Origin of the sequence: Sphingomonas sp. NY01 (assembly GCF_038809135.1) — a bacterium.
In the GTDB taxonomy this organism is placed as follows: domain Bacteria; phylum Pseudomonadota; class Alphaproteobacteria; order Sphingomonadales; family Sphingomonadaceae; genus Sphingomonas; species Sphingomonas carotinifaciens.
Genome location: NZ_CP101722.1, coordinates 995799 through 1020660, shown reverse-complemented (window position 1 = coordinate 1020660; position 24862 = coordinate 995799). Strand labels below are relative to the sequence as shown.

Annotated in this window: 28 protein-coding genes and 1 pseudogene; 4 read left to right on the top strand and 25 right to left on the bottom strand. The window is 68.5% G+C overall.

Annotation, left to right across the window (positions count from 1 at the left end):
• Positions 1 to 11: 11 nt before the first annotated feature.
• From NPJ82_RS05075 to NPJ82_RS04985, 19 genes are all read right to left on the bottom strand, one after another.
• Positions 12 to 926 carry a cell division protein FtsQ/DivIB gene (locus NPJ82_RS05075; RefSeq protein WP_342658552.1) on the bottom strand — a complete coding sequence of 305 codons (915 nt, stop codon included), beginning with the start codon at positions 924 to 926 and terminating at the stop codon, positions 12 to 14.
• Positions 923 to 1849, bottom strand: a complete 927-nt coding sequence (locus NPJ82_RS05070; RefSeq protein ID WP_342658551.1) for a D-alanine--D-alanine ligase — start codon at positions 1847 to 1849, stop codon at positions 923 to 925. The genes NPJ82_RS05075 and NPJ82_RS05070 overlap by 4 nt, the downstream gene beginning before the upstream one ends.
• Positions 1849 to 2739 (bottom strand): UDP-N-acetylmuramate dehydrogenase, encoded by an 891-nt coding sequence (gene murB / locus NPJ82_RS05065; RefSeq protein ID WP_342658550.1) that lies wholly within the window; start codon positions 2737 to 2739, stop codon positions 1849 to 1851. The genes NPJ82_RS05070 and murB overlap by 1 nt, the downstream gene beginning before the upstream one ends.
• Positions 2740 to 2743: 4 nt before the next feature.
• A complete protein-coding gene (locus tag NPJ82_RS05060; RefSeq protein ID WP_112383446.1) occupies positions 2744 to 2944 on the bottom strand; it encodes a hypothetical protein in 201 nt (66 codons plus the stop codon).
• Positions 2944 to 4368 (bottom strand): UDP-N-acetylmuramate--L-alanine ligase, encoded by a 1425-nt coding sequence (gene murC, locus NPJ82_RS05055; RefSeq protein ID WP_149681877.1) that lies wholly within the window; start codon positions 4366 to 4368, stop codon positions 2944 to 2946. Before murC ends, NPJ82_RS05060 begins: the two co-directional genes overlap by 1 nt.
• Positions 4365 to 5510: an undecaprenyldiphospho-muramoylpentapeptide beta-N-acetylglucosaminyltransferase gene (murG, locus tag NPJ82_RS05050; RefSeq protein WP_162844013.1), complete on the bottom strand. Its 1146-nt coding sequence runs from the start codon at positions 5508 to 5510 to the stop codon at positions 4365 to 4367. The genes murC and murG overlap by 4 nt, the downstream gene beginning before the upstream one ends.
• Positions 5507 to 6730: a putative peptidoglycan glycosyltransferase FtsW gene (locus tag NPJ82_RS05045; protein WP_235903969.1), complete on the bottom strand. Its 1224-nt coding sequence runs from the start codon at positions 6728 to 6730 to the stop codon at positions 5507 to 5509. Before NPJ82_RS05045 ends, murG begins: the two co-directional genes overlap by 4 nt.
• 5 nt (positions 6731 to 6735) lie before the next feature.
• Complete coding sequence (gene murD / locus NPJ82_RS05040; RefSeq protein ID WP_342658549.1) at positions 6736 to 8133, bottom strand: UDP-N-acetylmuramoyl-L-alanine--D-glutamate ligase; 1398 nt, start codon at positions 8131 to 8133, stop codon at positions 6736 to 6738.
• Positions 8130 to 9200, bottom strand: a complete 1071-nt coding sequence (gene mraY, locus NPJ82_RS05035; RefSeq protein ID WP_112383442.1) for a phospho-N-acetylmuramoyl-pentapeptide-transferase — start codon at positions 9198 to 9200, stop codon at positions 8130 to 8132. The genes murD and mraY overlap by 4 nt, the downstream gene beginning before the upstream one ends.
• A 3-nt stretch (positions 9201 to 9203) precedes the next feature.
• Positions 9204 to 10574: a UDP-N-acetylmuramoyl-tripeptide--D-alanyl-D-alanine ligase gene (murF, locus tag NPJ82_RS05030; RefSeq protein ID WP_342658548.1), complete on the bottom strand. Its 1371-nt coding sequence runs from the start codon at positions 10572 to 10574 to the stop codon at positions 9204 to 9206.
• Positions 10571 to 10708: a hypothetical protein gene (locus tag NPJ82_RS05025; RefSeq protein ID WP_342658547.1), complete on the bottom strand. Its 138-nt coding sequence runs from the start codon at positions 10706 to 10708 to the stop codon at positions 10571 to 10573. The genes murF and NPJ82_RS05025 overlap by 4 nt, the downstream gene beginning before the upstream one ends.
• On the bottom strand, positions 10705 to 12126 hold the full coding sequence (locus NPJ82_RS05020; protein WP_342658546.1) for a UDP-N-acetylmuramoyl-L-alanyl-D-glutamate--2,6-diaminopimelate ligase: 1422 nt from the start codon (positions 12124 to 12126) through the stop codon (positions 10705 to 10707). The genes NPJ82_RS05025 and NPJ82_RS05020 overlap by 4 nt, the downstream gene beginning before the upstream one ends.
• Before the next feature lie 10 nt (positions 12127 to 12136).
• Positions 12137 to 13855: a penicillin-binding protein 2 gene (locus NPJ82_RS05015; protein WP_342658545.1), complete on the bottom strand. Its 1719-nt coding sequence runs from the start codon at positions 13853 to 13855 to the stop codon at positions 12137 to 12139.
• A complete protein-coding gene (locus NPJ82_RS05010) occupies positions 13852 to 14523 on the bottom strand; it encodes a hypothetical protein (protein ID WP_342658544.1) in 672 nt (223 codons plus the stop codon). The genes NPJ82_RS05015 and NPJ82_RS05010 overlap by 4 nt, the downstream gene beginning before the upstream one ends.
• Positions 14520 to 15476 (bottom strand): 16S rRNA (cytosine(1402)-N(4))-methyltransferase RsmH, encoded by a 957-nt coding sequence (gene rsmH, locus NPJ82_RS05005; protein ID WP_342658543.1) that lies wholly within the window; start codon positions 15474 to 15476, stop codon positions 14520 to 14522. Before rsmH ends, NPJ82_RS05010 begins: the two co-directional genes overlap by 4 nt.
• Positions 15473 to 15973, bottom strand: a complete 501-nt coding sequence (locus NPJ82_RS05000; RefSeq protein WP_149681884.1) for a division/cell wall cluster transcriptional repressor MraZ — start codon at positions 15971 to 15973, stop codon at positions 15473 to 15475. The genes rsmH and NPJ82_RS05000 overlap by 4 nt, the downstream gene beginning before the upstream one ends.
• Positions 15974 to 16313: 340 nt before the next feature.
• Complete coding sequence (locus NPJ82_RS04995; RefSeq protein ID WP_112383436.1) at positions 16314 to 16547, bottom strand: hypothetical protein; 234 nt, start codon at positions 16545 to 16547, stop codon at positions 16314 to 16316.
• A gap of 101 nt (positions 16548 to 16648) precedes the next feature.
• Positions 16649 to 17614, bottom strand: coding sequence for a cysteine synthase A (locus tag NPJ82_RS04990; protein WP_342658542.1), 966 nt, complete (start codon positions 17612 to 17614; stop codon positions 16649 to 16651).
• Between the two features lie 46 nt (positions 17615 to 17660).
• On the bottom strand, positions 17661 to 17993 hold the full coding sequence (locus NPJ82_RS04985; protein ID WP_342658541.1) for a DUF962 domain-containing protein: 333 nt from the start codon (positions 17991 to 17993) through the stop codon (positions 17661 to 17663).
• A 100-nt stretch (positions 17994 to 18093) separates the two neighbouring features.
• Between NPJ82_RS04985 and NPJ82_RS04980 the strand changes: the two genes are divergently transcribed.
• The 3 genes from NPJ82_RS04980 to aat all read left to right on the top strand — a co-directional run bounded on the left by NPJ82_RS04980 (position 18094) and on the right by aat (position 20020).
• A complete protein-coding gene (locus NPJ82_RS04980; RefSeq protein ID WP_112383434.1) occupies positions 18094 to 18483 on the top strand; it encodes a hypothetical protein in 390 nt (129 codons plus the stop codon).
• Between the two features lie 104 nt (positions 18484 to 18587).
• Positions 18588 to 19298 (top strand): ParA family protein, encoded by a 711-nt coding sequence (locus NPJ82_RS04975; RefSeq protein ID WP_267350706.1) that lies wholly within the window; start codon positions 18588 to 18590, stop codon positions 19296 to 19298.
• Positions 19298 to 20020, top strand: coding sequence for a leucyl/phenylalanyl-tRNA--protein transferase (gene aat / locus NPJ82_RS04970; protein WP_342658540.1), 723 nt, complete (start codon positions 19298 to 19300; stop codon positions 20018 to 20020). The genes NPJ82_RS04975 and aat overlap by 1 nt, the downstream gene beginning before the upstream one ends.
• A 35-nt stretch (positions 20021 to 20055) precedes the next feature.
• Here the strand turns inward: aat and NPJ82_RS04965 are convergent.
• The 5 genes and pseudogenes from NPJ82_RS04965 to NPJ82_RS04945 all read right to left on the bottom strand — a co-directional run.
• Positions 20056 to 20289: pseudogene (locus tag NPJ82_RS04965) on the bottom strand (DUF2155 domain-containing protein); the annotation flags it as partial.
• A 203-nt stretch (positions 20290 to 20492) separates the two neighbouring features.
• Positions 20493 to 20885 carry an NADH:ubiquinone oxidoreductase subunit NDUFA12 gene (locus NPJ82_RS04960; protein WP_112383431.1) on the bottom strand — a complete coding sequence of 131 codons (393 nt, stop codon included), beginning with the start codon at positions 20883 to 20885 and terminating at the stop codon, positions 20493 to 20495.
• Positions 20886 to 20930: 45 nt separating this feature from the next.
• Positions 20931 to 21413, bottom strand: coding sequence for a DUF192 domain-containing protein (locus NPJ82_RS04955; RefSeq protein WP_342658539.1), 483 nt, complete (start codon positions 21411 to 21413; stop codon positions 20931 to 20933).
• Positions 21410 to 21919: a cold shock domain-containing protein gene (locus NPJ82_RS04950; RefSeq protein ID WP_311732257.1), complete on the bottom strand. Its 510-nt coding sequence runs from the start codon at positions 21917 to 21919 to the stop codon at positions 21410 to 21412. Before NPJ82_RS04950 ends, NPJ82_RS04955 begins: the two co-directional genes overlap by 4 nt.
• A gap of 146 nt (positions 21920 to 22065) precedes the next feature.
• Positions 22066 to 22590, bottom strand: a complete 525-nt coding sequence (locus NPJ82_RS04945; protein ID WP_342658538.1) for a RecX family transcriptional regulator — start codon at positions 22588 to 22590, stop codon at positions 22066 to 22068.
• Positions 22591 to 22700: 110 nt separating this feature from the next.
• Between NPJ82_RS04945 and NPJ82_RS04940 the strand changes: the two genes are divergently transcribed.
• Positions 22701 to 24455, top strand: coding sequence for a fatty acyl-AMP ligase (locus tag NPJ82_RS04940; protein WP_342658537.1), 1755 nt, complete (start codon positions 22701 to 22703; stop codon positions 24453 to 24455).
• Between the two features lie 42 nt (positions 24456 to 24497).
• Here NPJ82_RS04940 and NPJ82_RS04935 read toward each other — a convergent pair whose 3' ends face one another.
• Positions 24498 to 24848, bottom strand: a complete 351-nt coding sequence (locus tag NPJ82_RS04935) for a DUF3140 domain-containing protein (protein WP_112383426.1) — start codon at positions 24846 to 24848, stop codon at positions 24498 to 24500.
• Positions 24849 to 24862 lie beyond the last annotated feature (14 nt).

Here is a 24862-nt window from a genome sequence, read left to right as displayed (position 1 = left end):
GCCGTGCCCCTTTATGCGCCATCCGCGCTTGCGGTCATCGCCGGGGTGCCCCCTTGCGGCTCGGCGATGGCGTGATTCTGATTCATTCCCGGCTTGCGCGCAACGAGCTTTGCGGGGTCGCGCATGTCGAAACGCAACCACCCCCGGCCCAGGAGCGGCCGCGCGCCGTCCATCTCGGCGAACTTGACCAATGCGGCGCCTGCCCCGTCCTCGGGCAGCGCCAGCGTTTCGCCGCTTTCGAAGGTCAGGTCCCAGCGCCGGTTGCCGACCCAGGTCGCCGCCTTCACCCGCGGCTTGAGCGCCGGTGCCGCAGCCACTAGCGCCTGATAGCTCGCCTCCTGCCGGTCCGCGCCGGGCCCGATGACCAGCGGCAGGTCGGGGATGGCGGCCGCGTCCACCGGCTCCAGCAACACCCCTTGCGCATCGATCAGCGTGAGTTGGCCATTGTCCTGCCACACCGCCGCCGGCGTCCGCTCCTCGATATCGACGAGCAGCGTGTCGGGCAGGCGGCGCGAGACGTGCGCGTCCTTGATCCAGCCATAGCGAAGCAGCTTCTGGCGCACCGCCTCCAGATCGACCAGCGGCATCGCCCGGCTCTGCTGGTCGAGCGCGACGGCATAGACCGACATGCGATCCATCCGCTTCAGCCCGGTCACCTCGATCTGTTCGACCCGGAAGCCGGCACGCCCGACCTGTTCGGCCAGCGCCGTGCCGATCATCCCCGGCACGCCGATCCACGTCGCCAGCGCCAGGGCCGCAATGCCCGCGCTCCCGGTGATCGTCCAGGTGACGGCCTTCTTCACCGTCTCTTCGCTCACCGGCACGCGTGCCAGGATGCGCTGCGACAACGGCACCTTGCGCACCGGCTGGCGGCGGCGCGGGGCCGGCCGCTTGGGCGGTGGCCCGCGCTTGATCGTCCGGCTCACGGCGTCCCGGCCCCGGTTATCGCCTCGTCGACGATCGCCTGCACCAGTTCCGGATAGCTCATGCCCAGGTGGCGCGCCTGTTCGGGCACCAGGCTGAGCGGGGTCATGCCCGGCTGGGTGTTCACCTCCAGCAGGAACAGGCCGTCGACGCCGCGCTCGTCGTCCCAGCGAAAGTCCGACCGGCTCGCCCCCTTGCAGCCGAGCAGGCGGTGCGCCTCCAGGGCCAGGGATTTGCAGGCATCCGCAATCTCGTCCGGAATCTGCGCCGGGCAGACATGCTCGGTCAGGCCATCGGTATATTTCGCGTCGAAATCATACCAGCCGTTCCGGGGCTTCAACTCGGTCACGCCCAGCGCCCGGTTGCCGAGGACCGCGGTCGTCAGCTCGCGCCCGCGAATATAGGGCTCGGCCAGCAATTCGTTGAACTCGGCCCACGGCCCCGCCGATCCCTGCGCGATCGGGTTGCCGTAATTGCCCTCGTCGGTGACGATCGCGACGCCGACCGACGACCCCTCGTTCACCGGCTTGAGCACATAGGGACGCGGCAGCGGATCGCGCTCGAACAGGTCGGCGGACCGGACGATCCGCCCACCCGGCATCGGCACGCCGTGCGGCACCAGCGCCTGCTTGGTCAGCACCTTGTCGATCGCGATCACCGAGGTGGACAGGCCCGAATGCGTGTAGCGCAGGCCCATCAGGTCCAGCATCCCCTGCACCGTGCCGTCCTCGCCGGGCGAGCCGTGCAGCGCGTTGAACACCAGATCGGGTTGTGCCTTCGCCAGATGCGCCGCCACGTCGCGGTCCATGTCGATGCGCGTCACCCGGTGGCCCAGCGATTCCAGTGCATCCGCCACGCCATTGCCCGACTGCAACGACACCGATCGCTCGGCGGACCATCCGCCCATCAGAACGGCGATATGCATCACTTCTCAACCCCTACGCGCTGGATTTCCCATTCGAGCGTGACGCCCGACTGCGCCTTTACCCTGTCCCGCACCACCTCGCCCAGCGCCTCGATGTCCGCGGCAGACGCGTCACCCAGGTTGAGCAGGAAGTTGCAGTGCTTTTCCGACACCTGTGCCCCGCCCAGCGTCAATCCACGACAGCCCGCAGCATCGACCAGCGCCCAGGCCTTGTGCCCGTCCGGATTCTTGAAGGTCGACCCGCCGGTCTTCGACCGCAATGGCTGCGACGCTTCGCGTGCCGCCGCGATCCGGTCCATCTCGGCACCGATCGCCGCCGGCTCGCCGGGGGTGCCGCGGAACACCGCCTCCACCACCACCGCGCCGCCCGGCAGCGCGGAATGACGATAGGTATAGCCCAACCGCTCGGCCGGCCACACCGCCAGCGTGCCGTCGCGCGTCACCACCGTCGCCTCGACAAGGATGTCGCACACTTCGCGACCATAGGCGCCGCCGTTCATCCGCACGAAACCGCCCACCGTGCCGGGGATCGAACGCAGGAACTCGACGCCCGCAATCCCTGCATCGCGCGCGGTCGAGGATACCAGGATACCGCTCGCCCCGCCGCCGCAGCGTAAGGTCACGTCATCCACCCGCGTGACCCTGGCAAAGGCCTTGCCCAGCCGGATCACCACGCCCGTCATCCCGCCGTCGCGCACGATCAGGTTCGACCCCAGTCCCAGCGGATACACGGGAATGGCGGGATCGAGCGCGATCAGAAAATCGGCAAGGTCCGCGACATCGGCCGGCTCGAACAGCCACTCGGCCGCCCCGCCCGCCTTGAACCAGACGAGCGGCGCCAGCGGTGCGTTCGGCGTCAGCCTGCCGCGAACCGCGGGCAGCGTCACCACGGATTCACCACGGCCCGGCGCCCCATAGCCGTACCCAGGCGCTCCACGCCGCGACATTGGCCTCCGCCGCACGACGCGTCGCTTCCTGCGCCTGCACCAGTGCGTCACCGGCCGCCGTCGCATGGCTCCCCGCCTCCAGCGCCTTGCGCTGCGCGTCCAGCATCTGCCGCTGGAGCCGGATCGAAGTGTCGAACCAGTCGCTCATCACGCCTTCTCCTGCTTTGCCGCGATTGCCGTGGCCAGCCCGGCCGCCCATTTGGTGATGTCGCCGGCACCCAGGCAGACGATCATGTCGTCGCGCCGGATCGTGCCCGCCAGTTCGGCTGCCAGCGCATCGGCATCGGCAACCGTCGCGGCAGAGCGATGCCCGCGCCGCTTCAGCCCCTCGACCAGCGCATCGGCATCGACCCCGGCGATCGGCGCCTCGCCCGCGGCATAGACCGGGGTCACCAGCACGCGGTCGGCATCGTTGAACGCGGTCTGGAAATCCTCCATCAGATTGCCCAGCCGCGTGAAACGGTGCGGTTGCACCACTGCGATCACCCGGCCCGCCGCGCCCTCGCGCGCCGCGGCCAGCACGGCGCGGATCTCCACCGGATGGTGGCCGTAATCGTCGATCACCACCGCCTTGCCGCCATCGGTCGCGACCTCGCCCACCTTGGTGAAGCGGCGCTTGACCCCGCCGAACGCGTGGAAGCCCTTCTGGATCGTCGCGTCGTCGATGCCCAGTTCCAGCGCGACGCCGATCGCGGCCAGCGCGTTCTGCACATTGTGGCGCCCCGGCATCGGCATCTCGATATGCTCGATCGAGCGGGTCGATCCGTCGCGGTTGCGCACGATCGCCTCGAACCGGTTGCCGCCGGGAATGGGCGTCACGTTCACGCCGCGCACGTCCGCCTGCGCGGAAAAACCATAGGTCACCACGCGCCGGTCGCGTACCCGCGGCAGGATGTTCTGCACCTCCGGATGATCCAGGCAGAGCAGGGCCGCGCCGTAGAAGGGTACGTTCTCGACGAACTCGACGAACGCGTCCTTGACCCGGTCGAAGCTGCCATAATGGTCGAGATGTTCGGGGTCGATATTGGTCACGACCGCGATCGTGCCGTCCAGGCGCAGGAAGCTGCCGTCGCTCTCGTCGGCCTCCACCACCATCCAGTCGCTGGCGCCCAGCCGCGCGTTGGAGCCATAGCTGTTGATGATGCCGCCATTGATGACGGTCGGGTCCACCCCGCCCGCGTCGAGCAGCGCCGCGACCATCGACGTCGTCGTCGTCTTGCCATGCGTGCCCGCCACCGCGACGGTGGATTTCAGCCGCATCAACTCGGCCAGCATCTCGGCCCGGCGCACGACGGGGATGCGTCGCTCCAGTGCCGCCTCGACCTCCGGGTTGGACCGGGTGATCGCGGTGGAGGTGACCACCACCGCCGCATCGCCGATATTGTCCGCTGCGTGCCCGATCGCGACCGGAATGCCCTTGTCGCGCAGGCCCTGCACCACATAGCCCTCCGCCACGTCGGAGCCCTGCACCGCATAGCCGAGATTCTTCATCACCTCGGCGATGCCCGACATGCCGATGCCGCCGATGCCGACGAAATGGATGGTGCCGATATCGGTGGGGACGCCCTTCATGCGCCCGCTCCCGCCAGCACCGGCTTGGCGCGCCCGACCGGCAGCTTCACCCGCGGCGCGTCCAGGCTCTCAACCAGATCGGCCAGATCGCTGGCCGCATCGGGCCGCCCGCACGACCGGGCCCGGCCGGCGGCATTCTGAAGGGCGGCGGGGTCCAGCCCCAGCTTCTGCATCTGCTTGGCCAGTTCCACGGCGGTGAAGTCCTTTTGCGCGATCGTGCGCGCACCGCCCGCCAGCGTGATCTCGCGCGCATTGGCGGTCTGGTGGTCGTCGGTGGCGGAGGGCAGCGGCACCAGGATCGCCGGCCGCCCTGCCGCGGTCAGCTCGGCCAGCGTCGATGCGCCCGCGCGCGCGATCACCAGATGCGCCCAGGCCAGTTGCTCGGGCAGATCGGGCAGATAGGTCGCCAGTTCGGCCGGGATCTGATGCTCGGCATATTTGGCGCGCACCGCGTCGATATCCTCGACCCGCGCCTGATGCGTCACCTGCAACCGCCGGCGGAAGGTGACGGGCAGCATGGCGAGGCCGTCGGGCACCACGTCGCTCAGGATGCTCGCGCCCTGGCTGCCGCCGGTGACGAGCACGCGGAAGATGCCGTCTTCCTCCAGCAGCGGATAGGCCTTGGTACGCAGCGTCAGCACCGCATCGCGCACCGGATTGCCGATCAGGTGCGTCTTGGCCGCATGCTTGGCCGCCAGCCGCTCGGTCTTGTCATAGGAGGTGGCGATCGCATCCACCTTGCCCGCGACCAGCCGGTTGACCCGGCCGAGCACCGCATTCTGCTCGTGAATCGCGGTCGGGATCTTGTCCGCGAACGCCGCCAGCAGCGCCGGCATCGCCGGGTATCCGCCAAAACCGATCACGGCGGCGGGCCGGAAAGTGCGGTACAGTTCGCGCGCCATTGCCCGGCCGCGCCACATCTCGCGCGTCGCCTTGGCCCATCCGATCGGCCCGCCGGCAAAGCGCCCGGCGGGCAGCACATGCGTCTGAATATCCTCGAACAGCCCCGGAAAACGCACGCCGCGCGCGTCGGAAACCAGCGCAACGCGGTGCCCGCGCCTGGTCAGTTCGGCGGCCAGCGCGGCGGCGGGAACCATATGTCCGCCGGTGCCCCCGGCGGCGAGAACGAAATGCCGGCTCATTCCCCGCTCCACCGCACGACATAGGGGCTTCGCGTCAGGAACGGGTTACGCCGGGTAAAGGCGAGCAGCAGCCCCATGCCGATCGACAGTGCGATCATCGACGAACCACCATAGCTGATAAAAGGCAACGTCATTCCCTTGGATGGGGCCAGCCCCGTATTCACCGCCATCGACACCAGCGCCTGCGCACCGAACTGCACCGCCAGCCCGGATGCCGCATACAGCTTGAACTCGTCCTGTTCGTCCAGCAGCTTCACGAACACGCGTACCACGATCGCGAGAAATACGAGCGCGACGATCGAACAGGCGATCAGGCCGAACTCCTCGCCGATGACCGAGAAGATGTAATCGGTATGCGCCTCGGGCAGCCCGAACTTCGCGCTGCCGCCGCCCGGCCCGGTACCCGTCCAGCCGCCCGCGGTCAGCGTGTTGTGTGCGGCGTTCACCTGAAAATGGTCGGATGCGCCCTCGCCTTCCGCATCGGGAAAGATGAACGCGTTGATGCGGTTGCGCGCGGTGCCATAGAACATATAGGCCGCCGCCAGCCCGGCCGGTGCCATGGCGGCGATCCCCACCAGATAGCGGGTCGGCGTGCCGGAAATCATCAACAGGGCCATCCACACCGCGCAAAAGATGATCGTCTGTCCGAAATCGGGCTGCAGCATCAAAAGTGTGGCGACCACCCCGGTCAGCCCGCCGGTGATCCACACGACGGGCAGCGTCTTGTCCTTTGCGCGTAGCGACAACAGCCATGCCGTGGTCACGATGAACATCGGCTTCAGGAACTCGGACGGCTGGAACTCCGCCACGCCCAGGCTGATCCAGCGGCGCGCGCCGTTATGCTGCGCGCCCAGGATCGGCGTCGCCAGCAGCAGCGCGATGCACACCCCTGCCCCGACCAGCGCCATACGCCGCGCGGTCGGCACCGGCAGCATCGACACGCCGAACAGCACGGGCAGCGACACGCCCACCCACATCAACTGCCGCCAGAAATAATAAAGCGGCGTTAGCTTATGATGCTCGCCCGAATAGCGGACCGCGGTCGCGGGGCTGGCGGCGGCGACCGCGATCAGCCCGATCGCGATCAGGAACAGCGTCAGCAGCAGCAGCACCCGGTCGATATCCCAGAACCAAGTGCCCAGCGGCGAGCGATCGCCGCGGCCACCGCGCCCCTTCATCGATGCGACCAGGCCCGGCGCCCGTGCCCTGCCCCTTGCCATATCCGTCACGATAGCGCCTCCACTGCCGCCCGGAACGCCGCACCACGTGCCTCGAAATCGCGGAACTGATCGAAACTAGCACAGGCCGGCGACAACAGCACGACATCCCCTGCCCGCGCCGCCGCCGCGGCCTGCGCCACCGCCCGCTCCAGCGTCACCGCCTGCTCCACCACCGGCACCCGACCCTGCAACAGGTCAAAGAACAGCGCCGCCGCCTCGCCGATCGTATAGGCCGCCACGACATTGCCGAAATAAGGCGCGCAAGGGTCGAGATCGTCGCCCTTGCGCTTGCCCCCGACGATCCAGTGGATACGGGCAAAGGCGCCCAGCGCAGGTGCGGCGGATTCCGGATTGGTCGCCTTGGAGTCGTTCACGAAGACGACGCCGCCCCGCTCGGCCACGCGCTCCATCCGGTGCGCCAGCCCCTGGAAGCTCGCCAGCCCCGCCGCAATCGCCTCCTCACCCACGCCCAGCGCGCGAACGGCGGCGATGGCGGCAAAGGCGTTCTGCGCATTGTGCGGGCCCTTCAGCGACGGCCAGCGCGACTGGTCCATCGCCACGTCCGCCGGAATGACGGTCAGACGCTCCGTCGGCACCTTGGCCGCGATCCCGGCCGACGCCGCATCGCCCGTCCCGACGATCGCCACCTGCCCCGCCGACTGCATCGCAAACAGCCGCGCCTTGGACGCCGCATAGGCATCGAACCCGTCATAGCGGTCGAGGTGATCGGGCGTGACGTTCAACAACACCGCGACATCGCAGTCCAGGCTCTGCGTCAGGTCGATCTGGTAGCTGGACAGTTCCAGCACATAGACGCCGCCCGTCGGTAAAGGCTCCTGCGCCAGGATCGGCAGGCCGATATTGCCGCCCATCCTTGCAGGCACGCCCGCAGTGGCGAGGATGTGATGGATCAGCGCAGTCGTCGTCGACTTGCCGTTGGTGCCGGTAATCCCGACCACCTTGTGCGGCGGCAGATCCGCGCGCGCTTGCGCGAAAAGTTCGATATCCCCGATGACGTAAACACCCGCATCTCGCGCCGCCGCCGCCAGCGGATGCGTATTGAGCGGCACGCCGGGGGATACGACCAACGCGTCGAAGCCGCTCAGATCCTCGATCGGAGCAACCGCCAACACCCCTCTCCCCTCCGGGGAGAGGGAGGGGCCCGTCGCACCAGCGACGGGAGGGTGAGGGGCAGCCCCAGACGCAGCACTGCTTGGCTGCCCCTCACCCCACCCCTCTCCCCGGAGGGGAGAGGGAGCCAAGGCTTCCCGTTTGGCGGCATCCGCATCCCAAGCCAGCACGTCCGCCCCGCCCGCCAGCAGCGCGTGCACCGTCGCCGCGCCCGAGCGCGCCAGCCCCAGCACCGCGAATCGCTTGCCCGCCCAGGTGCGTGCGACGATCACCGCAACTTCAACGTCGAGAGACCGGCCAGCGCCAACACGAAGGCGATGATCCAGAACCGGATCACCACCGTCGGCTCCGACCAGCCGAGTTGTTCGAAATGATGATGGATCGGCGCCATCTTGAACACGCGCCGACCGGTGCGCTTATAGAAGAAGACCTGCACGATCACCGATAGTGCCTCCACCACGAACAGCCCGCCGATGATGCCCAGCACGATCTCGTGATGCGCCGACACCGCGATCGTGCCCAGCGCGCCGCCCAGCGCCAGGCTGCCGGTATCGCCCATGAACACCGCCGCCGGCGGCGCATTGAACCACAGAAACGCCAGCCCGGCGCCGATCACCGCGCCGGTGAAGATCGCCAGCTCGCCCACCAGCGGAACGTGCGGGATGCCCAGATAGGCGGCGAACCGCGCGTTGCCGGCCAGATAGACGATCACGGTGAACGCCATCGATGCGATGATGACCGGCATCGTCGCCAGCCCGTCCAGTCCGTCGGTCAGGTTCACCGCATTGCCGAACGCCACGATCGTGAACGCCGCGAACAGCGGATAGGCGTAGCTCAGGTCCAGATACATGCGCTGCGTGAAGGGCAGATAAAGGTGCGGCCCGTTCTGCCCCATGATGATCCATGCCGCGATGCCGGCGATCAGGAACTCCAGGATCAGCCGCGTCCGCCCGGACACACCCGCGGTCGAGGCTTTGCGCACCTTGTCGTAATCGTCCAGGAACCCGATCGAGCCGAAACCCAGCGTTACGAACAGGCATGCCCAGACATAGGGGCTGCGCGGGTCCATCCAGATGAACACGGCCAGCGCCATGCTGGTCAGGATCATCAGCCCGCCCATCGTCGGCGTGCCGCGCTTGGCAAGGTGCGTCTGCGGGCCATCGGCGCGGATCGGCTGGCCCTTGCCCTGCCGAACGCGCAGCCAGCCGATGAACTTCGGCCCGATCAACAGCCCGATCAGCAGCGCGGTCGCCACCGCGGCCCCAGTCCGAAAGGTCTGGTAGCGAATAAGGTTCAGGACCCCGGGAAACCCGAGTTGCTCCGCGATCCAATACAACATGCGTTACGTCCCGCCCCGCAGGGCCGCCACGACGCGCGACAGCCCCACCCCGTTCGATCCCTTGACGAGCACCGCGTCACCCGGTGCCAGCCTGTCCGCCAGCACCGCCTGGGCCGCGCGTGCGTCGGCCACATGGACGAAATCGACCCGGCCCTCAAGCGCCCTGCCGAGCGGAGCCATCGCTTCGCCGACGAGCAGCGCCATTTCGACGCGCGCGGCAAGGATCGGTTCGGCCAGTGCCGCGTGGTAGTCGTCGGACGCGTCACCCAGTTCGCGCATCTCGCCCAACACCGCGACATGACGGCCCGGTTCATGCGCCAGCACGGCCAGCGTGGCGCGCATGGACGCGGGATTGGCGTTGTAGCTTTCGTCGATGACGAGGGCGGTCTGGCCGTCCGCCAACGGTGCGATGAACCGCGCCCCGCGCCCCGCCAGCCCGCCCAGTTCGGCCAGCGCCAGCCCGGCCTGCCCCAGGTCGCCACCCGCCGCGTCGACCGCGGCCAGCACCGCCAGCGCGTTGGACACCCAGTGTGCGCCGGGCTGCGACAGGGTGAAGCTCAGCTCGCGTTCCCCCACCCGCGCGGTGACGAAGCTGCCGCCGGTGGCCGCCCGCATGCTTTCGATCGCCCGCACATCGGCGCCCTTGTCAAAGCCGAAGGTGACGATCCGCGCCGCATGAGGCTGCGCCGCCGCGATCAGCCGGTCGCGGTGCGGACTGTCATGGGGCACGATGGCGACGCCGCCCGGCTCCAGCCCCTGGAAGATCTCTCCCTTCGCATCCGCAATCGCCTCCTCGCCGGAGAAGAAGGCAGTGTGTGCGGGCGCGATGGCGGTGACGATGGCGATGTGCGGGCGGACGATCCGGGTCAGCGCGGCCAGTTCGCCGGCATGGTTCATCCCCATCTCGAACACGCCCGCGCGCATGCCCTGCGGCATCCGCGCAAGGCTCAGCGGCACGCCGGTATGATTGTTGTAGCTCTTGACCGACCGGTGCACCCGGCCCCGCCAGCCGCGGTCGAGCGCCGCGAACAGCGCCTCCTTGGCGCTCGTCTTGCCGACCGATCCGGTGACGCCGATGATGGTCGCCTCGCTGCGCGCGCGCGCGGCGCGGCCCAGATCCTGCAATGCTTCGAAACTGTCGCGGACGCGCACATGCGGGTGATCGGTGGGCTCCGACACGATCGCACCGGCCGCCCCTTGCTTAAAGGCCTGGGTCAGGAAATGGTGGCCGTCCGTCGCCTCGCCCTTCATCGCGACGAACAGGTCGCCGGGGCCGACCTCACGGCTGTCGAAGGCGACGCCGACCGTCTCGAAGGGGGCGGACGCGGTGCCGCCGGTGGCCGCGGCGATATCGCTGGAGGTCCACACTGTCACGGCGCATTCCCCGGCGGGGGCGCGGGCTGCGACCCTGCCCCGCCGCCATATTTCAGGCCCAGCTTGGGGCGTGCGGGCTTGGCATCGGCCCGGCCTTCGGGCACGCCCGCCGGCGTCTTTGGCGTGCCGCTCATGCTGCCGCGCACTCCCGCGCGACCGTCACGTCATCGAACGGCAGCACCATGTCACCGACGATCTGCCCCTGCTCATGTCCCTTGCCGGTGATCAGCACGATATCCTCCGGCCCCGCCTCGCGGATCGCCGCACCGATCGCCGCGCGCCGGTCGCCGATCTCCGCCGCGCCCGGTGCGCCGCGCATCAGCGCAGCACGGATCTGGGCCGGATCCTCGGTCCGGGGATTGTCGTCGGTCACGATCACGCGATCCGCCTGCATCGCCGCCACCTGCCCCATCGCCTCGCGCTTGCCCGGATCGCGGTCCCCGCCCGCACCGATCACGGCGATCAGCCGCCCGCCCGCATGCGGCTTCAGCGCGGCGATCGCCGCCTCGATCGCGTCTGGGGTGTGCGCATAATCGACATAGACCGGTGCCCCCGATCGCGCGATGGCGGCGCGCTCCAGCCGGCCGCGCACCGGCTGCAAACGCGCCAGATTGGCCACCGTCTGCCCGATATCGCCGCCGGTTGCGATCACCAGCCCCGCCGCCACCAGCGCATTGGCCGCCTGATATCCCCCGATCAGGGGCAGTTGCACGCGGTGGGTGGCGCCGTGCTCGTCCTCGATCACCAGCCCCTGGCCGAGCAAAGTCGGATGCCGCTCGACCAGCCTGAGCGTGCTGCCGCGCGTGCCGACGGTCACCAGCCGGTTGCCACGCGCCCGCGCCAGATCGATCACCCGCGCCGCCTCGACATCGTCGGCCCACACCACCGCCGTGCCGGCCGGGTCGAGAACCTCGGAGAACAGCCGCATCTTGGCGGTCAGATAGGCGCCCATGTCGCCGTGATAATCGAGATGATCGCGGCTGAGATTGGTAAAGGCCGCCGCCGACACGGTCAGCCCCTCGGTCCGGTACTGCGTCAGCCCATGGCTGGACGCCTCGAACGCCAGATGCGTGACACCCTCACGCGCCAGCCCGGCAACGTTCGACAAAAACGTCACCACATCGGGCGTGGTCAGCCCGGTATGCACCCGCTCGTCCGCCGTCGTGACGCCCAATGTTCCGATCGAGGCGGCATGTTCGCCCGCCATCCGCCACAACTGGCGCGTCATCTCGACGGTGGAGGTCTTGCCGTTGGTGCCGGTCACCGCGACGTTGGTTGACGGGAACGGCGCAAAGAACCGCGCCGCCAGCCGGGCAAAGGCGGCCCGCGGCTCGTCGTCGGCGATATGCACCGCGCCCTCGACCCTGACGCCGCGCCGCGCGACCACCGCGACCGCGCCGGCGCGCACCGCATCGGCGATGAAATCCTCACCATTCACCCGCGCGCCCTGAAATGCGCCAAAGATCGTCCCCGGCGCCACCTTGCGATGATCGATCGCAAAGCCGGTGACGACGTCCGTCTCGTTACCGCCGGTCAGTTGTCCCAGCTTCATCGCACCATGCTCAATGCCCGACCGCCGGCCGACGGCTGGGATCGTCCCACAAGGTCGGCGTGATATCCGATACGTCCACGTCCCGCGTTTCGTCGGGCACCACGCCCAGCATCGCGCCGATGCGCGATATGGTCCGCCCGACAACCGGGGCCGCGTTCCACGCTGCGGTCTTCCATCCAGAGGTCTCCTTCGTGCCGAGCGGCGAATCGAGCATCGCCAGCACGACGTAGCGCGGCGCATCCATCGGAAATGCCGCGGCAAAGGTCGCCACGTTGCGCGACCGGTCATAGCCGCCTGCCACAGCCGCCTCCGCCGTGCCAGTTTTGCCCCCCACCCGGTAACCGGGCGCGTCGCCCTTGCGACCGGTGCCGCGCTGCACGATCAGGCGCAGCATCTGGCGCATTCGGGCGCTGGTCTGCTCGCTGATGACGCGGCGTCCGACCGGCACATGGCCGGGCTGCACCTTCAGCAGGGTCGCCGGGCGCCAGATGCCGCCATTGACCAGCGCGGCATAGGCATTGGCCAGGTGCAGCGGCGTGACGGCGATGCCATGGCCATAGGCGGTGGTCATCGTCGTCGTCCGCGCCCAATAGGTCGGCAGCAGCGGCCGCCCCTTTTCGCGCAGTTCGATATCGGGCTTGGTGTCGAAGCCCAGCTTGCGGAACATCGCCTGCATCCGCTGCGGCCCGATCTCGTCGGCGACGCGCGCGGTGGCGATGTTGGAGGAATAAATCAGCGTTTCCGCCATGTTCAGCCAGCGCTTGGGATCGCCGCGCTCGTCATGGATGGTGTAGCCGCCGACATGCAGCGGATGCGTCGCATCGAAGCGTCGCTCGAACGAAGTGACGACACCGGTGTCCATCGCGGTCGCCATGGTGATAGGCTTGAAGGTCGATCCCAGCTCGAACACGCTCTGTGTCGTGATGTTGCGCAGCTCCTCGCTGCCCGCCATGCCGACGCGGTTGGGATTGAAGGTCGGCAGCGACACCATCGCGATCACCTCGCCGGTCGCCACGTCCAGCACGATGCCGCCGCCGGCGCGCGCCGAAAAGGTCGTCATCGCGCGGCCCAGTTCGCTTTCCATCGCCGCCTGCACGCGCGTGTCGATCGACAACGCCACCGGCTTGCCGCTGGTCGCCGGATTGGTCAGCCGCTCGTCCAGCACGCGCTCCATGCCGCTCATGCCGTGCCCGTCGGTCGACAGGAAGCCCAGCGCATGCGCCGCCATGGTCGATTGCGGGTACAGCCGCTGCGTTTCGCGATCGAAGACGATCGCCGGCTCGCCGATCGCGTTCACCTGCTCGACCAGCGCCGGGCTGGCACGGCGCTGGAGATAGGTGAAGCTGACATCCTTCGTCAGCAGGCCGTAGAAAAAGGCCTGGTCGCCCCGTTCCGGCATCAGCGCGGCCAGCTTGGCGGCGATCTCCATCGGATCGCCGATCAGCTTTTTGGGATGGACCGCGATCGTCCAGGCGTCGATCGTGCGGGCCAGCGGCGCGCCGTTGCGATCGACGATGTCGCCCCGCGCCGCCAGCGTCGCGATCCGCGTCGCCGCATCCGCCGGCCCCTCGAAGATCGCCAGCAGCGCCAGCCGCCCGATCACCACCAGCACCGCGGCGGCGAACAGCAGCATCAGCATCATCAGCCGGGTATGCGCCGTCGCCACCAGCGCCTGCCGCTGGCCCGACGACCGACGCGCCGTATCGGGTCGGGCGACCAGTACGCTCAACGCAGGCGCTTCGATTCGGCGCGGGCACCGGTCAGGATGTCACCCAGCGTGGTATCGGACAGGAGCTTGCGGTCCAGCATCGCCACCGCCTGCGGCCGCACCTTGGCGACCGCGGCGGCACTGCGCACGACGGCCACCTCGCGCGCCTTGGTGGGTGCGATCGTGTTGGCGACGGCGGCGCGCACGACCTGGGGCTTGGGCGTGGGCAGCGATGCCATCTGGACGATCGCGGCGCGGGCGGCGGGCTTGGTGGCGGATGGGGCGGCGGGCTGCACGATGACGGTCGCGGGGGCGGCGGGCAGGACGGCGGGCGGTGCGGGCAGCGAGGGGACGAGCAGGGCGGCGGTCTGGATCGCGCCGCCGGCCTGGCCGCGCGTCACGTCCAGCGAGGCGAGCGCGACCTCGTCGGCCACGAACTGGCCCGCCACCGGTGCGGTCAGCGCCAGCGTGTCGCCGTTCCACTTCTCCAGCTGGACGAGGTTCGCGCGCGTGTCGAACTCGGTCTCCAGCGCGCGGATGTCCCGCTCGGCATTGCGGATGCGCGTGTTGACGTCATCCAGCTTCTTGCGCTCGGCCGCGACCTGCAGCGACACCAGGTAGAAGCCCAGCACCACTGCCACGCAGCTGCCGAACCATCCCAGACCTTTCAACCGATACGCCGCCGTCATTCGCCCAACTCCCGTGTCCCCCAACTGCCCCATGCCGGCGCGGCCGTCCGCCGCGCCGCCCGCAAGGTCGCCGATCGTGCGCGTGGATTGCGGGCCAGTTCGGCCTCGCTCGCGCGGATCGCTTTTCCAACCATCTCGAAACTGGGCGCTTTTGCCTGAACCTGCGCTGGCAGGTGGCGTGACCCGCCCGGCATCGCGCCCGATCGTTCGCGCAGGAACCGCTTCACCATGCGGTCCTCCAGGCTGTGAAAGGTCACCACCGCCAGCCGCCCGCCCGGCTTCAGCGCGCGCTCGGCCGCCGCCAACCCCTCGGCCAGTTCGTCCAGCTCGCGGTTGATATGGATGCGGATCGCCTGAAAGGCGCGCGTCGCCGGATCCTTCTTCTCGTGCGGGCGATGGCCCAGCGCGCGGCGCACCACCGCGGCCAGTTCGCCGGTGCGCGTCAGCGGCCGGGCCGCGACGATCGCACGCGCCACCCGCCGTGACTTGGGCTCGTCGCCATATTGGTACAGGATGTCGGCGATCTGGTCTTCGTCGGCCGTGTTCAGGAAATCCGCCGCCGACAGCCCGCTCTGTGCCATGCGCATGTCGAGCGGCCCGTCCGCCTGGAACGAAAATCCGCGCTCGGCCTGATCCAGCTGCATCGACGAGACGCCGATATCCATCACCACGCCGTCGACGGGCGCGGCAAGCGCGGCCTCCATGCCGGAGAAGTCGGCATGGACCAGCGTCAGCCCCGGCTCGGCCGCCGCAAGCGACCGGCCGCCCGCGATTGCATCGGGATCGCGGTCGAACGCGATCACCGCCGCGCCCTGCCCCAGCATCGCGCGGGTATAGCCGCCCGCCCCGAACGTGCCGTCGACATGCGTCTCGCCGGGCAGGATGGCGAGCGCGTCGAGGACCTCATCGAGCAGGACGGGGATGTGCGGGGCATCATGCGCGATCGCGGTCACAGCGCGATCCCCTTTTCCATGCAGTGATACTGCGCAGCGGAGATCATCTTGGCCGGCAGGCCCGGCGTATCGACCAGCGTCCTGGGGTCCCAGATTTCGATATAGTCGAACGTGCCCCAGAAAAAGGCATGGCCCTTTATGCCGGCATGGAAGCGGGGAAAGCCCGGCATGATGAAGCGCCCGGACCCGTCGAACGGCACCGATTCGCCATTCGCCAGATCGCGCTTGATGTTATAGTCGATGCGGCCATCCGCGCCGCGCGACAACTCGGTCCGCGCGTCCAGCTCCTTCTTCAGCACGGCGACATAGGCGGGGTCATAGGCGATCAGGCAGCGCTCGGTTTCGTGAACGGCGATGATGATGGTGCCGCCATCCTTGCCGTCGGGGCGCGGCGCGTTCTGGGCCAGGGTGGAGCGCAGGGCGTTCGGAATCGCGACCCGGCCCTTGTCATCGACAAGTCCGATACCGCTTCCCTGATACAAACCCCTTTCGGACACGCGAACCTCGCACTGGCGCGCACGGCCTCACCATGTCGAAAACCGCTTTTCGACGCGTTGAAATAGCCAACAGTGAGCCTGCCCCTCTGTTGATTTGGATTTACTATGCGCATGCCGGGGAAGCAACGGGATTTTTGGGGATGGCCGGGGAAACGCCCTTAAAATGGGCTGGGATCAGCCGCCAATTCGGGGAATGCGCCACATGGCGCAGCGGTCACGGCCGCCGAAAACGACGCTGACGCGCGGGTTTCGCACCCGGATCCCGTGTTTTCCCGCCGCGTCCCGCTGTTCAGAAATTCGTATGTCCCGCCGGTCATCGGCGCGGATTCGGTCGACCGTATCAACGGTCGTCGACGGCAACCTGCGCGTTCACGCTGGGGGAGATGCCCAGTTCGGCCAGCGGTTCGTTGGGCAGCGCCGTCTCGTTCCCCGCCGCGACATTGGCCGCGATATCGGGCTGCGCCGCGACGCCCGCCGGCTGGTCGCGGCTGAGCGAGGCCAGGATCGTGCTGGCAAGGGCGATCAGCAGCACGACGGCTGCCAGGCCGATCATGCCGACCTTGACGCGCTGCATCGCTTGATGGGGATCGGGAGACTTCATCTGGTCCGACAAGACTAACGCATCATCGCGGTCCTGTCGATTCTTGCCTCGATGGGCCAGGATCGCGCCCTTCCTTAAAGCCCTTTGGCAGCGCGCCATGCCGGATCGTGCAGCGTCGACAGATAGCGAAAGCCGGTATCGCACAGAATCGTCGCTATCCGCTTGCCCGGCCCCAGCTGCCGCGCCAGCGCCACGGCGCCTGCGACGTTGATACCCGACGACAGGCCCAGACACAGCCCTTCCTCGTCGAGCAGGCGGCGGACCCAGTGCCAGCCCTCGCCATCGGCGATTCGGAACTGCGTATCGACGGGCGCACCCTCCAGATTGGCGGTGATCCGGCCCTGCCCGATGCCCTCCGCGACGGACGATCCTTCCGCCTTCAACTCGCCATGCGCATAATAATCGTAGAGCGCCGCGCCATGCGGATCGCTCAGCGCGATGCACACCCCCTCGTCCCGCGCCTTCAGGCCCAGGCCCACGCCGGCCAGCGTTCCCCCCGTCCCCACCGCACAGGTGAAGCCGTCGATTCGGCCATCCATCTGCGCCCAGATCTCCTCGGCGGTGCCGACGATGTGCGCCCGGCGATTGGCGATATTGTCGAACTGGTTCGCCCACACCGCATTCTCGGTTTCTTCGGCGATCCGGCGCGAGGTGTGCACGAAGTGGCACGGGCTGGAATAGGGTGCGGCCGGCACCAGCACCAGCTCGGCGCCCAGCGCACGCAGCGTGTCCATCTTCTCCCGGCTCTGCGTCTCGGGCATCACGATGATCGTGCGATAACCCTTGGCATTCGCCACCAGCGCCAGCCCGATGCCGGTATTGCCCGCGGTGCCCTCCACGATCGTGCCGCCGGGACGCAGCGCACCGCGTGCCTCGGCATCCTCGACGATGAACAGCGCCGCGCGGTCCTTCACGCTGGCACCGGGATTGGCGAACTCGCACTTGCCGAAAATGTCGCACCCGGTTTCCTCGCTCGGCCCCTTCAACCGCACGAGCGGGGTGTTGCCGATGAGCGCCAGAGTGTCGGGAATGATATGCATGGCGCGATAGATGGCGCCTCGAACCCCGCCCGGCAAGCGAGCGATACTATTCGCCGGCAAAGCCCGCCCGCGCCAGATGCGGACCCAGCCGCCCGGTCATCCACAGGAAGAACATACGAAAATCACTGACCAGCGACCACCAGGGGTGGCGAAACGTCGCCGGCCGGTTCCGCTCCACCAGGGCATGGGCGGCCCATGCGAAGCCATAGCCCGCGGCCGGCACCGCCAGCCACCACCATCCCCCGATCGCGATCGCCGCGGCCAGGCACAGCAGGGTCAGCGCGGTGCCCGCATAATGCAGCGCCCGTGTCGCGGGCCGGCGATGCTCGCGCAGGTAATAGGGCCAGAAGGCTGCGTAGCTGCCGATTCGCTCAACCATGATCCGCTCTCCAGACACCATGCTAAGCCGCTTTGCACCCATCGGAAAGCGTCTGCCATCTTGACGTAACCATGTTGCATGCGCGAAGCAGCGGACCGCTATGAAGAGCCTCCTTCCCCTCTCCGTCGCCGCTGCCTCGCTGCTCGCGCTTGCCGCATGCAACTCGCAGCCCGCTCAACCCGAAGTCGTGGATGCCAATCCCGATCCTATGGCGACCACCCTCGCCAATCGCGCGCCCGTCGAGCTGCCGCCGGCGATCAAGGCGGACAAGACCTTCCGTTGCAAGGACAACAGCCTCGCCTTCGTCACCTTCTTCGAAGGCGACAAGCTGGCCAATGTCCGCCTGAAGGAAGGCGAGACCCCGGTCCGCCTGACCGCTCCGGAGGCTGGCCAGCCGCTGACCGCCGATGGCGGCTGGAAGCTGACGGGTGACGAGAAGAACATCACCCTGACCACCCCGGATAAGCCCGCGCAGACCTGCCACGTCTGATCGCGGTCACGAAACAGCTTGATCCATGTGAGGTCGGCGGGAGATAGCTTCCGCCGACCTTTTTCTTTGCCGAAACCGGCGGGGCACGGGCGTCAGGGGGCCTTGTGAAGACGATCGCGATCTACAGCCTGAAGGGCGGAGTGGGAAAGACCAGCATGGCGGTCAACCTTGCCTGGTGCGCGGCCAGCCAGGGGCGGCGGACCTTGGTGTGGGACCTCGATCCCCAGGCCGCGGCGACCTGGCTGCTCGGCGGACCGGCCAAGGGGGACCGCGCGCAGGCGATCTTTTCGCGCGACATCGCTCCCGCCAAGCTGATCCGCACCACGGACACGCCGCAGCTGGACCTGATCGGTGCCGATGCTTCGCTGCGCCTGCTCGACCAGCTGTTCCATGACCTGTCCAAGAAGAACCGGCTGGGCAAGCTGCTGGACGGCCTTGGCGACTATGACCGCATCATTCTCGATTGTCCGCCGGGGCTGACCGAAACCACCGAGCAGGTGCTGCGCGCCGCCGATCTGGTGGTCGTGCCCGTGGTGCCCTCCGCCCTCGCCCAGCGCGCGCTGGAGGTGGTGGACGGCCATGTCCGCGGCCGGGTGCCGCTTCTGCCGGTCCATGTCATGGTCGATCGCCGCCGCCGTCTCCATGCCGATGCAGTGGCCGCGCAGCCGGAGTGGCCGGCGATCCCGATGGCGAGCGTGGTGGAGGCGATGGGCGAGCATCGCGCCGCCGTCGGCCGATTCGCCCCGCGCAGTGCCGCCGCACAGGGCTACGCCGCCTTGTGGCGCGAGGTCGAGCGCCGTATCGCCAAAGGCTGATGGAACGGCTCGATCCCCAGCTTGTGCTCGGTGCCTATGCGGTCGGCGTCTTTCCGATGGCGGACCGCCGCGATGCCGACAGCGTCTATTGGGTGGAGCCGCGCAAGCGCGCGATCATGCCGCTGGACGGGTTCCGCCTGTCCCGTTCGCTGCGCAAGGTGGTGGCGGCCGACCGGTTCCGCGTCACCTGCGACCTGGCCTTCGATGCGATGATCCGCCTGTGCGCCGAAAGCGCCGCGGACCGCCCCGAAACCTGGATCAACACCGGCATCGAACAGGTATTCGGCCGCCTCCACGCGATGGGGTTCGCCCATTCGGTCGAATGCTGGGTTGGCGACGAGCTGGTCGGCGGCCTTTACGGCCTGGCCTTGGGGCGCGCCTTTTTCGGCGAAAGCATGGTCAGCCGCCGCACCGATGCGTCAAAGGTCGCGCTCGCCTGGCTGATCGCCCGGTTGCGCCGCGGCGGCTTCACCCTGCTCGATTGCCAGTTCCAGACGCCCCACCTCGCCTCGATGGGGGCGGTGGAGGTCAGCCGCGCCCGTTATATGGCGCTGCTGTCCGATGCATTGGCCGGGGTGGTCGATGCCGGCGCCTCCTCGGCCGGGGTGTCCGCCGCGGGCGACTTCTTCGCGCTGGATCGCGGCGCGGGTGCCGCCGACGACACCGTATCCGGGCCGGTCTCGGGCCAGGACATCGCGCAGCTCTTGGTCCACACGTCGTAGATCGGGTGCGGCACCACGTTCAGCTGTGGCCGTTCCTTGTAGAGCCAGCCTGAAAAGGCGCGCCGCCAGTGCCGGTCGGTGCCGCGCACGTCCAGTTGCACGAACGCGCCGGTCAACTGCTCCTGCTCCCACGATGCGGTACGCTCGCAGGCGCGCAGGCGCACGATCGCGTCGCCGACGCGCACCGCCTGGCCGGGCCTCAACTTCAGGTCGCGTGATTCGCCGTTCCGCTTGTTCAGCAGGCCGACCACCGCGACGCGCTCCGCCATCGGGGTGCCGCCCTGGGGCAGCGTTCCCGCTTCGGGATCGACCGTTTCAATGCCGGGCGCGCCCGGCCGGTCGGGCACGAGCTGGCTGACCGACGGATCGGCCGCTTGGGGTTGCGTGGACGGACCGGTCCAGGCTTGGTATCCCAGCCAGCCACCGACCCCCAGCGCCGCCGCCAGCACGCCGCCGGCGAGCCAGCGCGTCTTCACCCCTCGGGCGTCCAGGCTTCGTAGTCGCCGGTCGCGGGGGCACGGCGGCCACCCTTTTCCAGCGCGCCGGCGGGGCGATAGGCCATCGCCGTGCCGGTCAGGTTCGCCGCCGCCGGCTTTTCCCAGCGACGCGGCTCGGGCAGCGAGCGGTCGGGCACGTCGTCCACCTGATGGTGCAGCCAGCTGAACCAGTCGGGCGGGACCCGGCTGGCGTCGTTGGAACCGCTATAGATCACCCAGCGCCGCGGGCGGCCTGCGGTGTCGGTGCCGCCCTGATAATAGACGTTGCCTAGCGCATCCTCGCCGACACTGGTCTTGCCGCGCAGGCCGAACCAGGTGCCGACGGTGGCGCCGTTCCACCAGGTGAAGGGGTTGAGGTTGATGCCCATAATGAAACAGCGCTTAGCTCGTGCGGGGCGTGCCTTCAACCGCGATCAACGCGGCCACGTCACCCGGTCGCCCTCGGCGATGCCCAGCTCGGCCGATCGGCCACCGACCAGTTCTAGCACCGCGGCCACCGGCTCGCCGGACGGGATCTGCGCCTCCGAAAACGGCGTGGTGTTCTCCGCGATGCGCGCGATCGTGCCGTCGGCGCGGATATACAGGATGTCCAGCGGGGTCGGCGTGTTCTTCATCCAGAAGCTCGTCTCGCGCGGGGGGCCGCCATCCGGGGGATAGGGCGCGAACAGCATTCCGCCATCCGGGGTCAGGTCGGTGCGGTACATCAGCCCTTGGGCCTGTTCCGCCACCGTGCGCGCCGGCTCGACCTGGAAACGATGCTCGCCGCTTGCGGAATGGACGGTGACGGGGATCGTCTTCGCCGCCGCCTGCGCCGTGCCGGAACCGTCCCGCTCGCCGCCCCCGGCCGAGCAACCGGCCAGCACCAGCGCCGCCGAGAAGGCCAGACACCGGATCAAGCCGCCGTCCCCATGGCATCGCCCTCGACGACCACCGCCAGCGGCCCTTTTCGACCATCGACGATGCGCGCGCGCAGCGGCTCGTCCGGCTCCACCGCCGCGATCCCGCCCCGGCGCAACGTCTCCATATGAACGAACACGTCGCGTCCGTCGCTGCCCCGCACCAGAAAGCCATAGCCTTTCAGGCGGTTAAACCATTTGACGACCACCGGTTCGAATGGCCCGGCGCTGTCCACCAGCGCGACCGGATCGATCCGGTCGCCCTGCGTGCGCGCCACCTTGGGTGCCGGCTCTTCCACCGCACCCGACAGGTCGATCGTCAGGATCTCGCGCGCCTGGAATCCGCGCCCGCGCTCCACCGCCAGCGCCTCGACGCGTGCCCCTTCGGGCAGGCTGCGCCGGCCGTGCGGCTGCAGAACGGAGAAGTGCACCAGCACGTCGCCGATTGCGCTGTCGTCCGCCACCGCAAAGCCGAAGCCGCGGGTCACGTCGAACCATTTGATCACCCCGGCCAACCGGACGACGTCCCCTGTCGTCCCATCGGCTGTGGCGTGTTGCTCCTGCGGCGTTTCACCAAGCATAATCGCACCCCTGAGGTGCTGTGCTAGCATGCTTCTTCGCAGCCGCAACGAAAAGCCGCATTTCAGTGGCCTCAAGCGTCCTCTTCAGGGACATCGCCGGGTGCGCACGCAACGATCCTGCGGGAAAGCGCGAAATCGTGTCCGGCGCGCAGCATCGCTGCCAGTTGCTTCTGCTGCACGTCCCGGTCCGCCTCGCCGCGGCCATAGGGCCCGATCCGCTTGCGCCGGGCAAAGGTCAGCGCCGCCGCCATCGCCTGCCCCTCGATCACCGGGGCGAGCGCCTCGCTGTCCGCCTCGCCGACATGCGCCTCGCGCAGTGCCCCCGCTACCCGCCTCGCCCCCAGCCCGCGCCGCCCCAGCGCCCCCACCCGCGCCTCCGCGAACAACCGGTCGTTCACATATCCCAGATCCACCATCCGATCCGCCAGTGCCGCCGCATCCCCGGGCTCCCCCGCCCACCCCCGCTCGCGCACCTTGCGCCGCAGATACGCGATCAGCTTCCCCCGCGTCGTCGCAAATCGCTCCACATAACGCAGCGCCAGCCGCTCCAATGCGGCATTATCCAAAGGCTTGGGCGGGCGGCGCTCGGCAGACACGCCTTGTTTGTGCCACAGTGACGCAGGAATGAGAACGTGCAAAGCCGCCATCGAAGCGGTCGCACAGACCTGCAATCAGGCGGGCGCAGCAAGGAACGAAGGCAAGGGACATGAGCAACCAGCACCATCAGGACGACGCCGGCGCGCCCGTCGCGACGCCGACCGAGGATGCGCTGCCGCGCCGTTTCGCCGACTTCGAAACGCTGGGCGAGGCACTGGATTACGCGGCCGAGGGTAACCGCGGCCTTAATTTCCACGACGCGCGCGGTACGCTGCTGCGTCCCTATCCCTTTGCCCAGCTCCGCCGGGATGCGCTGGACTATGCCCGCCGGCTGATCGCCGCCGGGATCACGCCCGAGGATCGGATCGCCATCGTCGCCGAGACGGGTGCCGAGTTCGCCGCCCTGTTCTTTGGTGTGGTCTATGCCGGTGCGTGGCCGGTGCCGCTGCCCCTGCCCACCTCGTTCGGCGGCCGTGGCTCCTATATCGAACAACTCCGCGTCCAGCTTTCGTCCTGCGATCCGCGGATGCTGATCTATCCGCCCGAGCTGGCACCGATGGCGGGCGAAGCCGCGGCGCTCGCCGGGGTCGAGGGGATCGACTGGTCCGAATTCGCCACCCGTCCCGCGCCCGACGCGCCGCTGCCCAGCGCGGATGCGGAGGCGATCGCCTATCTGCAATATTCCAGCGGCTCGACCCGCTTCCCGCACGGTGTGGCGATCACCCACCGGGCGCTGCTCAACAACCTCGCCGCCCATGCACACGGCATGGCGCTGATCGGCACCGATCGCTGCATCTCTTGGCTGCCCTGGTATCACGACATGGGGCTGGTCGGCTGTTTCCTGTCGCCGGTCGCCAACCAGGTCTCGACCGATTATCTGAAGACCGAGGATTTCGCCCGCCGCCCGCTCGCCTGGCTCGACCTCATCACCCGCAACACCGGCACCTCGATCAGCTATTCGCCGACCTTCGGCTACGACATCTGCGCGCGCCGCATGTCCAGCCAGACCAAGGCCGCCGACCGCTTCGACCTGTCGCGCTGGCGCCTTGCCGGCAACGGCGCGGACATGATCCGGCCGGACGTGATGCAGAGCTTCGTCGATGCCTTTGCCGATGCCGGCTTCCCCGCCACCGCTTTCCTGCCCTCCTATGGCCTTGCCGAAGCGACGCTGGCCGTCTCGATCATGCCGCCGGGCGAGGGCATCCGCGTCGAACTGGTCGAGGAAACGCAGCTTTCCGGCGCCGCCAATGACGAGCGCCGGCCGCAGCGTTTCCGCGCCATCGTCAATTGCGGCAAGCCGGTGCGCGACATGAGCGTGGAGATTCGCGAGGAAGACGGCACGCCGCTTCCCGAGGGCGCGATCGGCAAGGTCTGGTGTTCGGGCCCGTCCGTGATGGTCGGCTATTTCCGTGATCCGGAGGCAACGGCGGCCTGCATGGTCGATGGCTGGCTCGACACCGGCGACATGGGCTATATGTCCAACGGCTATATCTACATCGTCGGCCGCGCCAAGGACATGATCATCGTCAACGGCCGCAACCACTGGCCGCAGGACATCGAATGGGCGGTGGAGCAACTGCCCGGCTTCAAGGCCGGCGACATCGCGGCCTTCGCGATCACCACGCCCGGCGGCGAGGAAACGCCCGCCGTCCTCGTCCAGTGCCGCAGTTCCGACGAAGCCGAGCGCCTGCGCCTGCGTGAGGAAATTCGCGAGCGCGTCCGGGCAGTCACCGGCATGAACTGCGTGATCGAGCTGATCCCGCCGCGCACCCTGCCCCGCACCTCCTCGGGCAAGCTCAGCCGCGCCAAGGCCCGCAACCTTTATCTGGCCGGCGAGATCAAGCCCTACGACGTCGCCGCCTGATCCTTATCTGCTCCCCTCCCCTGCGGGGGGGGGGTTACGGCCCTACCCCTTCAGCGGATCGTGCCCCCAGTTCATCAGCGAATAGCGCCACGGTGAGTGTTCCTTGTCGTCCGCCGGGCCACCCTGTTTCAGGTGGCGGTGCACATAGCCGACCACTTTCTTCATGTGCGCATAATCGTCGTCGGTCAGATCGGCCTTCTTCTTGCGCTTGATCTCCACGATCCGCTTGCCCGACTTGTGGCCGACGCTCTCGCCCGCGCCGTCGCCATCCTCGCCCTTCCAGCCGACCTCCTTCGACTCGTCGGTATCCAGAAACTTCTCCAGCTCGGCGGGCGTCATGTTCACCGCTTCGCCGAAATCCTTCCAGATCGTCTCGTGATCGTCCGCCATCATCAAACTCCTTTGAC

Coding starts and splice junctions, on each gene's coding strand:
- NPJ82_RS05070 (WP_342658551.1), bottom strand. CDS start 1,849: ATGCATATCGCCGTTCTGATGGGCGGATGGTCCGCCGAGCGATCGGTG.
- NPJ82_RS05060 (WP_112383446.1), bottom strand. CDS start 2,944: ATGAGCGACTGGTTCGACACTTCGATCCGGCTCCAGCGGCAGATGCTG.
- murC (WP_149681877.1), bottom strand. CDS start 4,368: ATGAAGGGCGTCCCCACCGATATCGGCACCATCCATTTCGTCGGCATC.
- murG (WP_162844013.1), bottom strand. CDS start 5,510: ATGAGCCGGCATTTCGTTCTCGCCGCCGGGGGCACCGGCGGACATATG.
- NPJ82_RS05045 (WP_235903969.1), bottom strand. CDS start 6,730: ATGGCAAGGGGCAGGGCACGGGCGCCGGGCCTGGTCGCATCGATGAAG.
- mraY (WP_112383442.1), bottom strand. CDS start 9,200: ATGTTGTATTGGATCGCGGAGCAACTCGGGTTTCCCGGGGTCCTGAAC.
- NPJ82_RS05025 (WP_342658547.1), bottom strand. CDS start 10,708: ATGAGCGGCACGCCAAAGACGCCGGCGGGCGTGCCCGAAGGCCGGGCC.
- NPJ82_RS05020 (WP_342658546.1), bottom strand. CDS start 12,126: ATGAAGCTGGGACAACTGACCGGCGGTAACGAGACGGACGTCGTCACC.
- NPJ82_RS05010 (WP_342658544.1), bottom strand. CDS start 14,523: ATGACGGCGGCGTATCGGTTGAAAGGTCTGGGATGGTTCGGCAGCTGC.
- NPJ82_RS04995 (WP_112383436.1), bottom strand. CDS start 16,547: ATGCAGCGCGTCAAGGTCGGCATGATCGGCCTGGCAGCCGTCGTGCTG.
- NPJ82_RS04990 (WP_342658542.1), bottom strand. CDS start 17,614: ATGCATATCATTCCCGACACTCTGGCGCTCATCGGCAACACCCCGCTC.
- NPJ82_RS04985 (WP_342658541.1), bottom strand. CDS start 17,993: ATGGTTGAGCGAATCGGCAGCTACGCAGCCTTCTGGCCCTATTACCTG.
- NPJ82_RS04980 (WP_112383434.1), top strand. CDS start 18,094: ATGAAGAGCCTCCTTCCCCTCTCCGTCGCCGCTGCCTCGCTGCTCGCG.
- aat (WP_342658540.1), top strand. CDS start 19,298: ATGGAACGGCTCGATCCCCAGCTTGTGCTCGGTGCCTATGCGGTCGGC.
- NPJ82_RS04960 (WP_112383431.1), bottom strand. CDS start 20,885: ATGGGCATCAACCTCAACCCCTTCACCTGGTGGAACGGCGCCACCGTC.
- NPJ82_RS04940 (WP_342658537.1), top strand. CDS start 22,701: ATGAGCAACCAGCACCATCAGGACGACGCCGGCGCGCCCGTCGCGACG.
- NPJ82_RS04935 (WP_112383426.1), bottom strand. CDS start 24,848: ATGATGGCGGACGATCACGAGACGATCTGGAAGGATTTCGGCGAAGCG.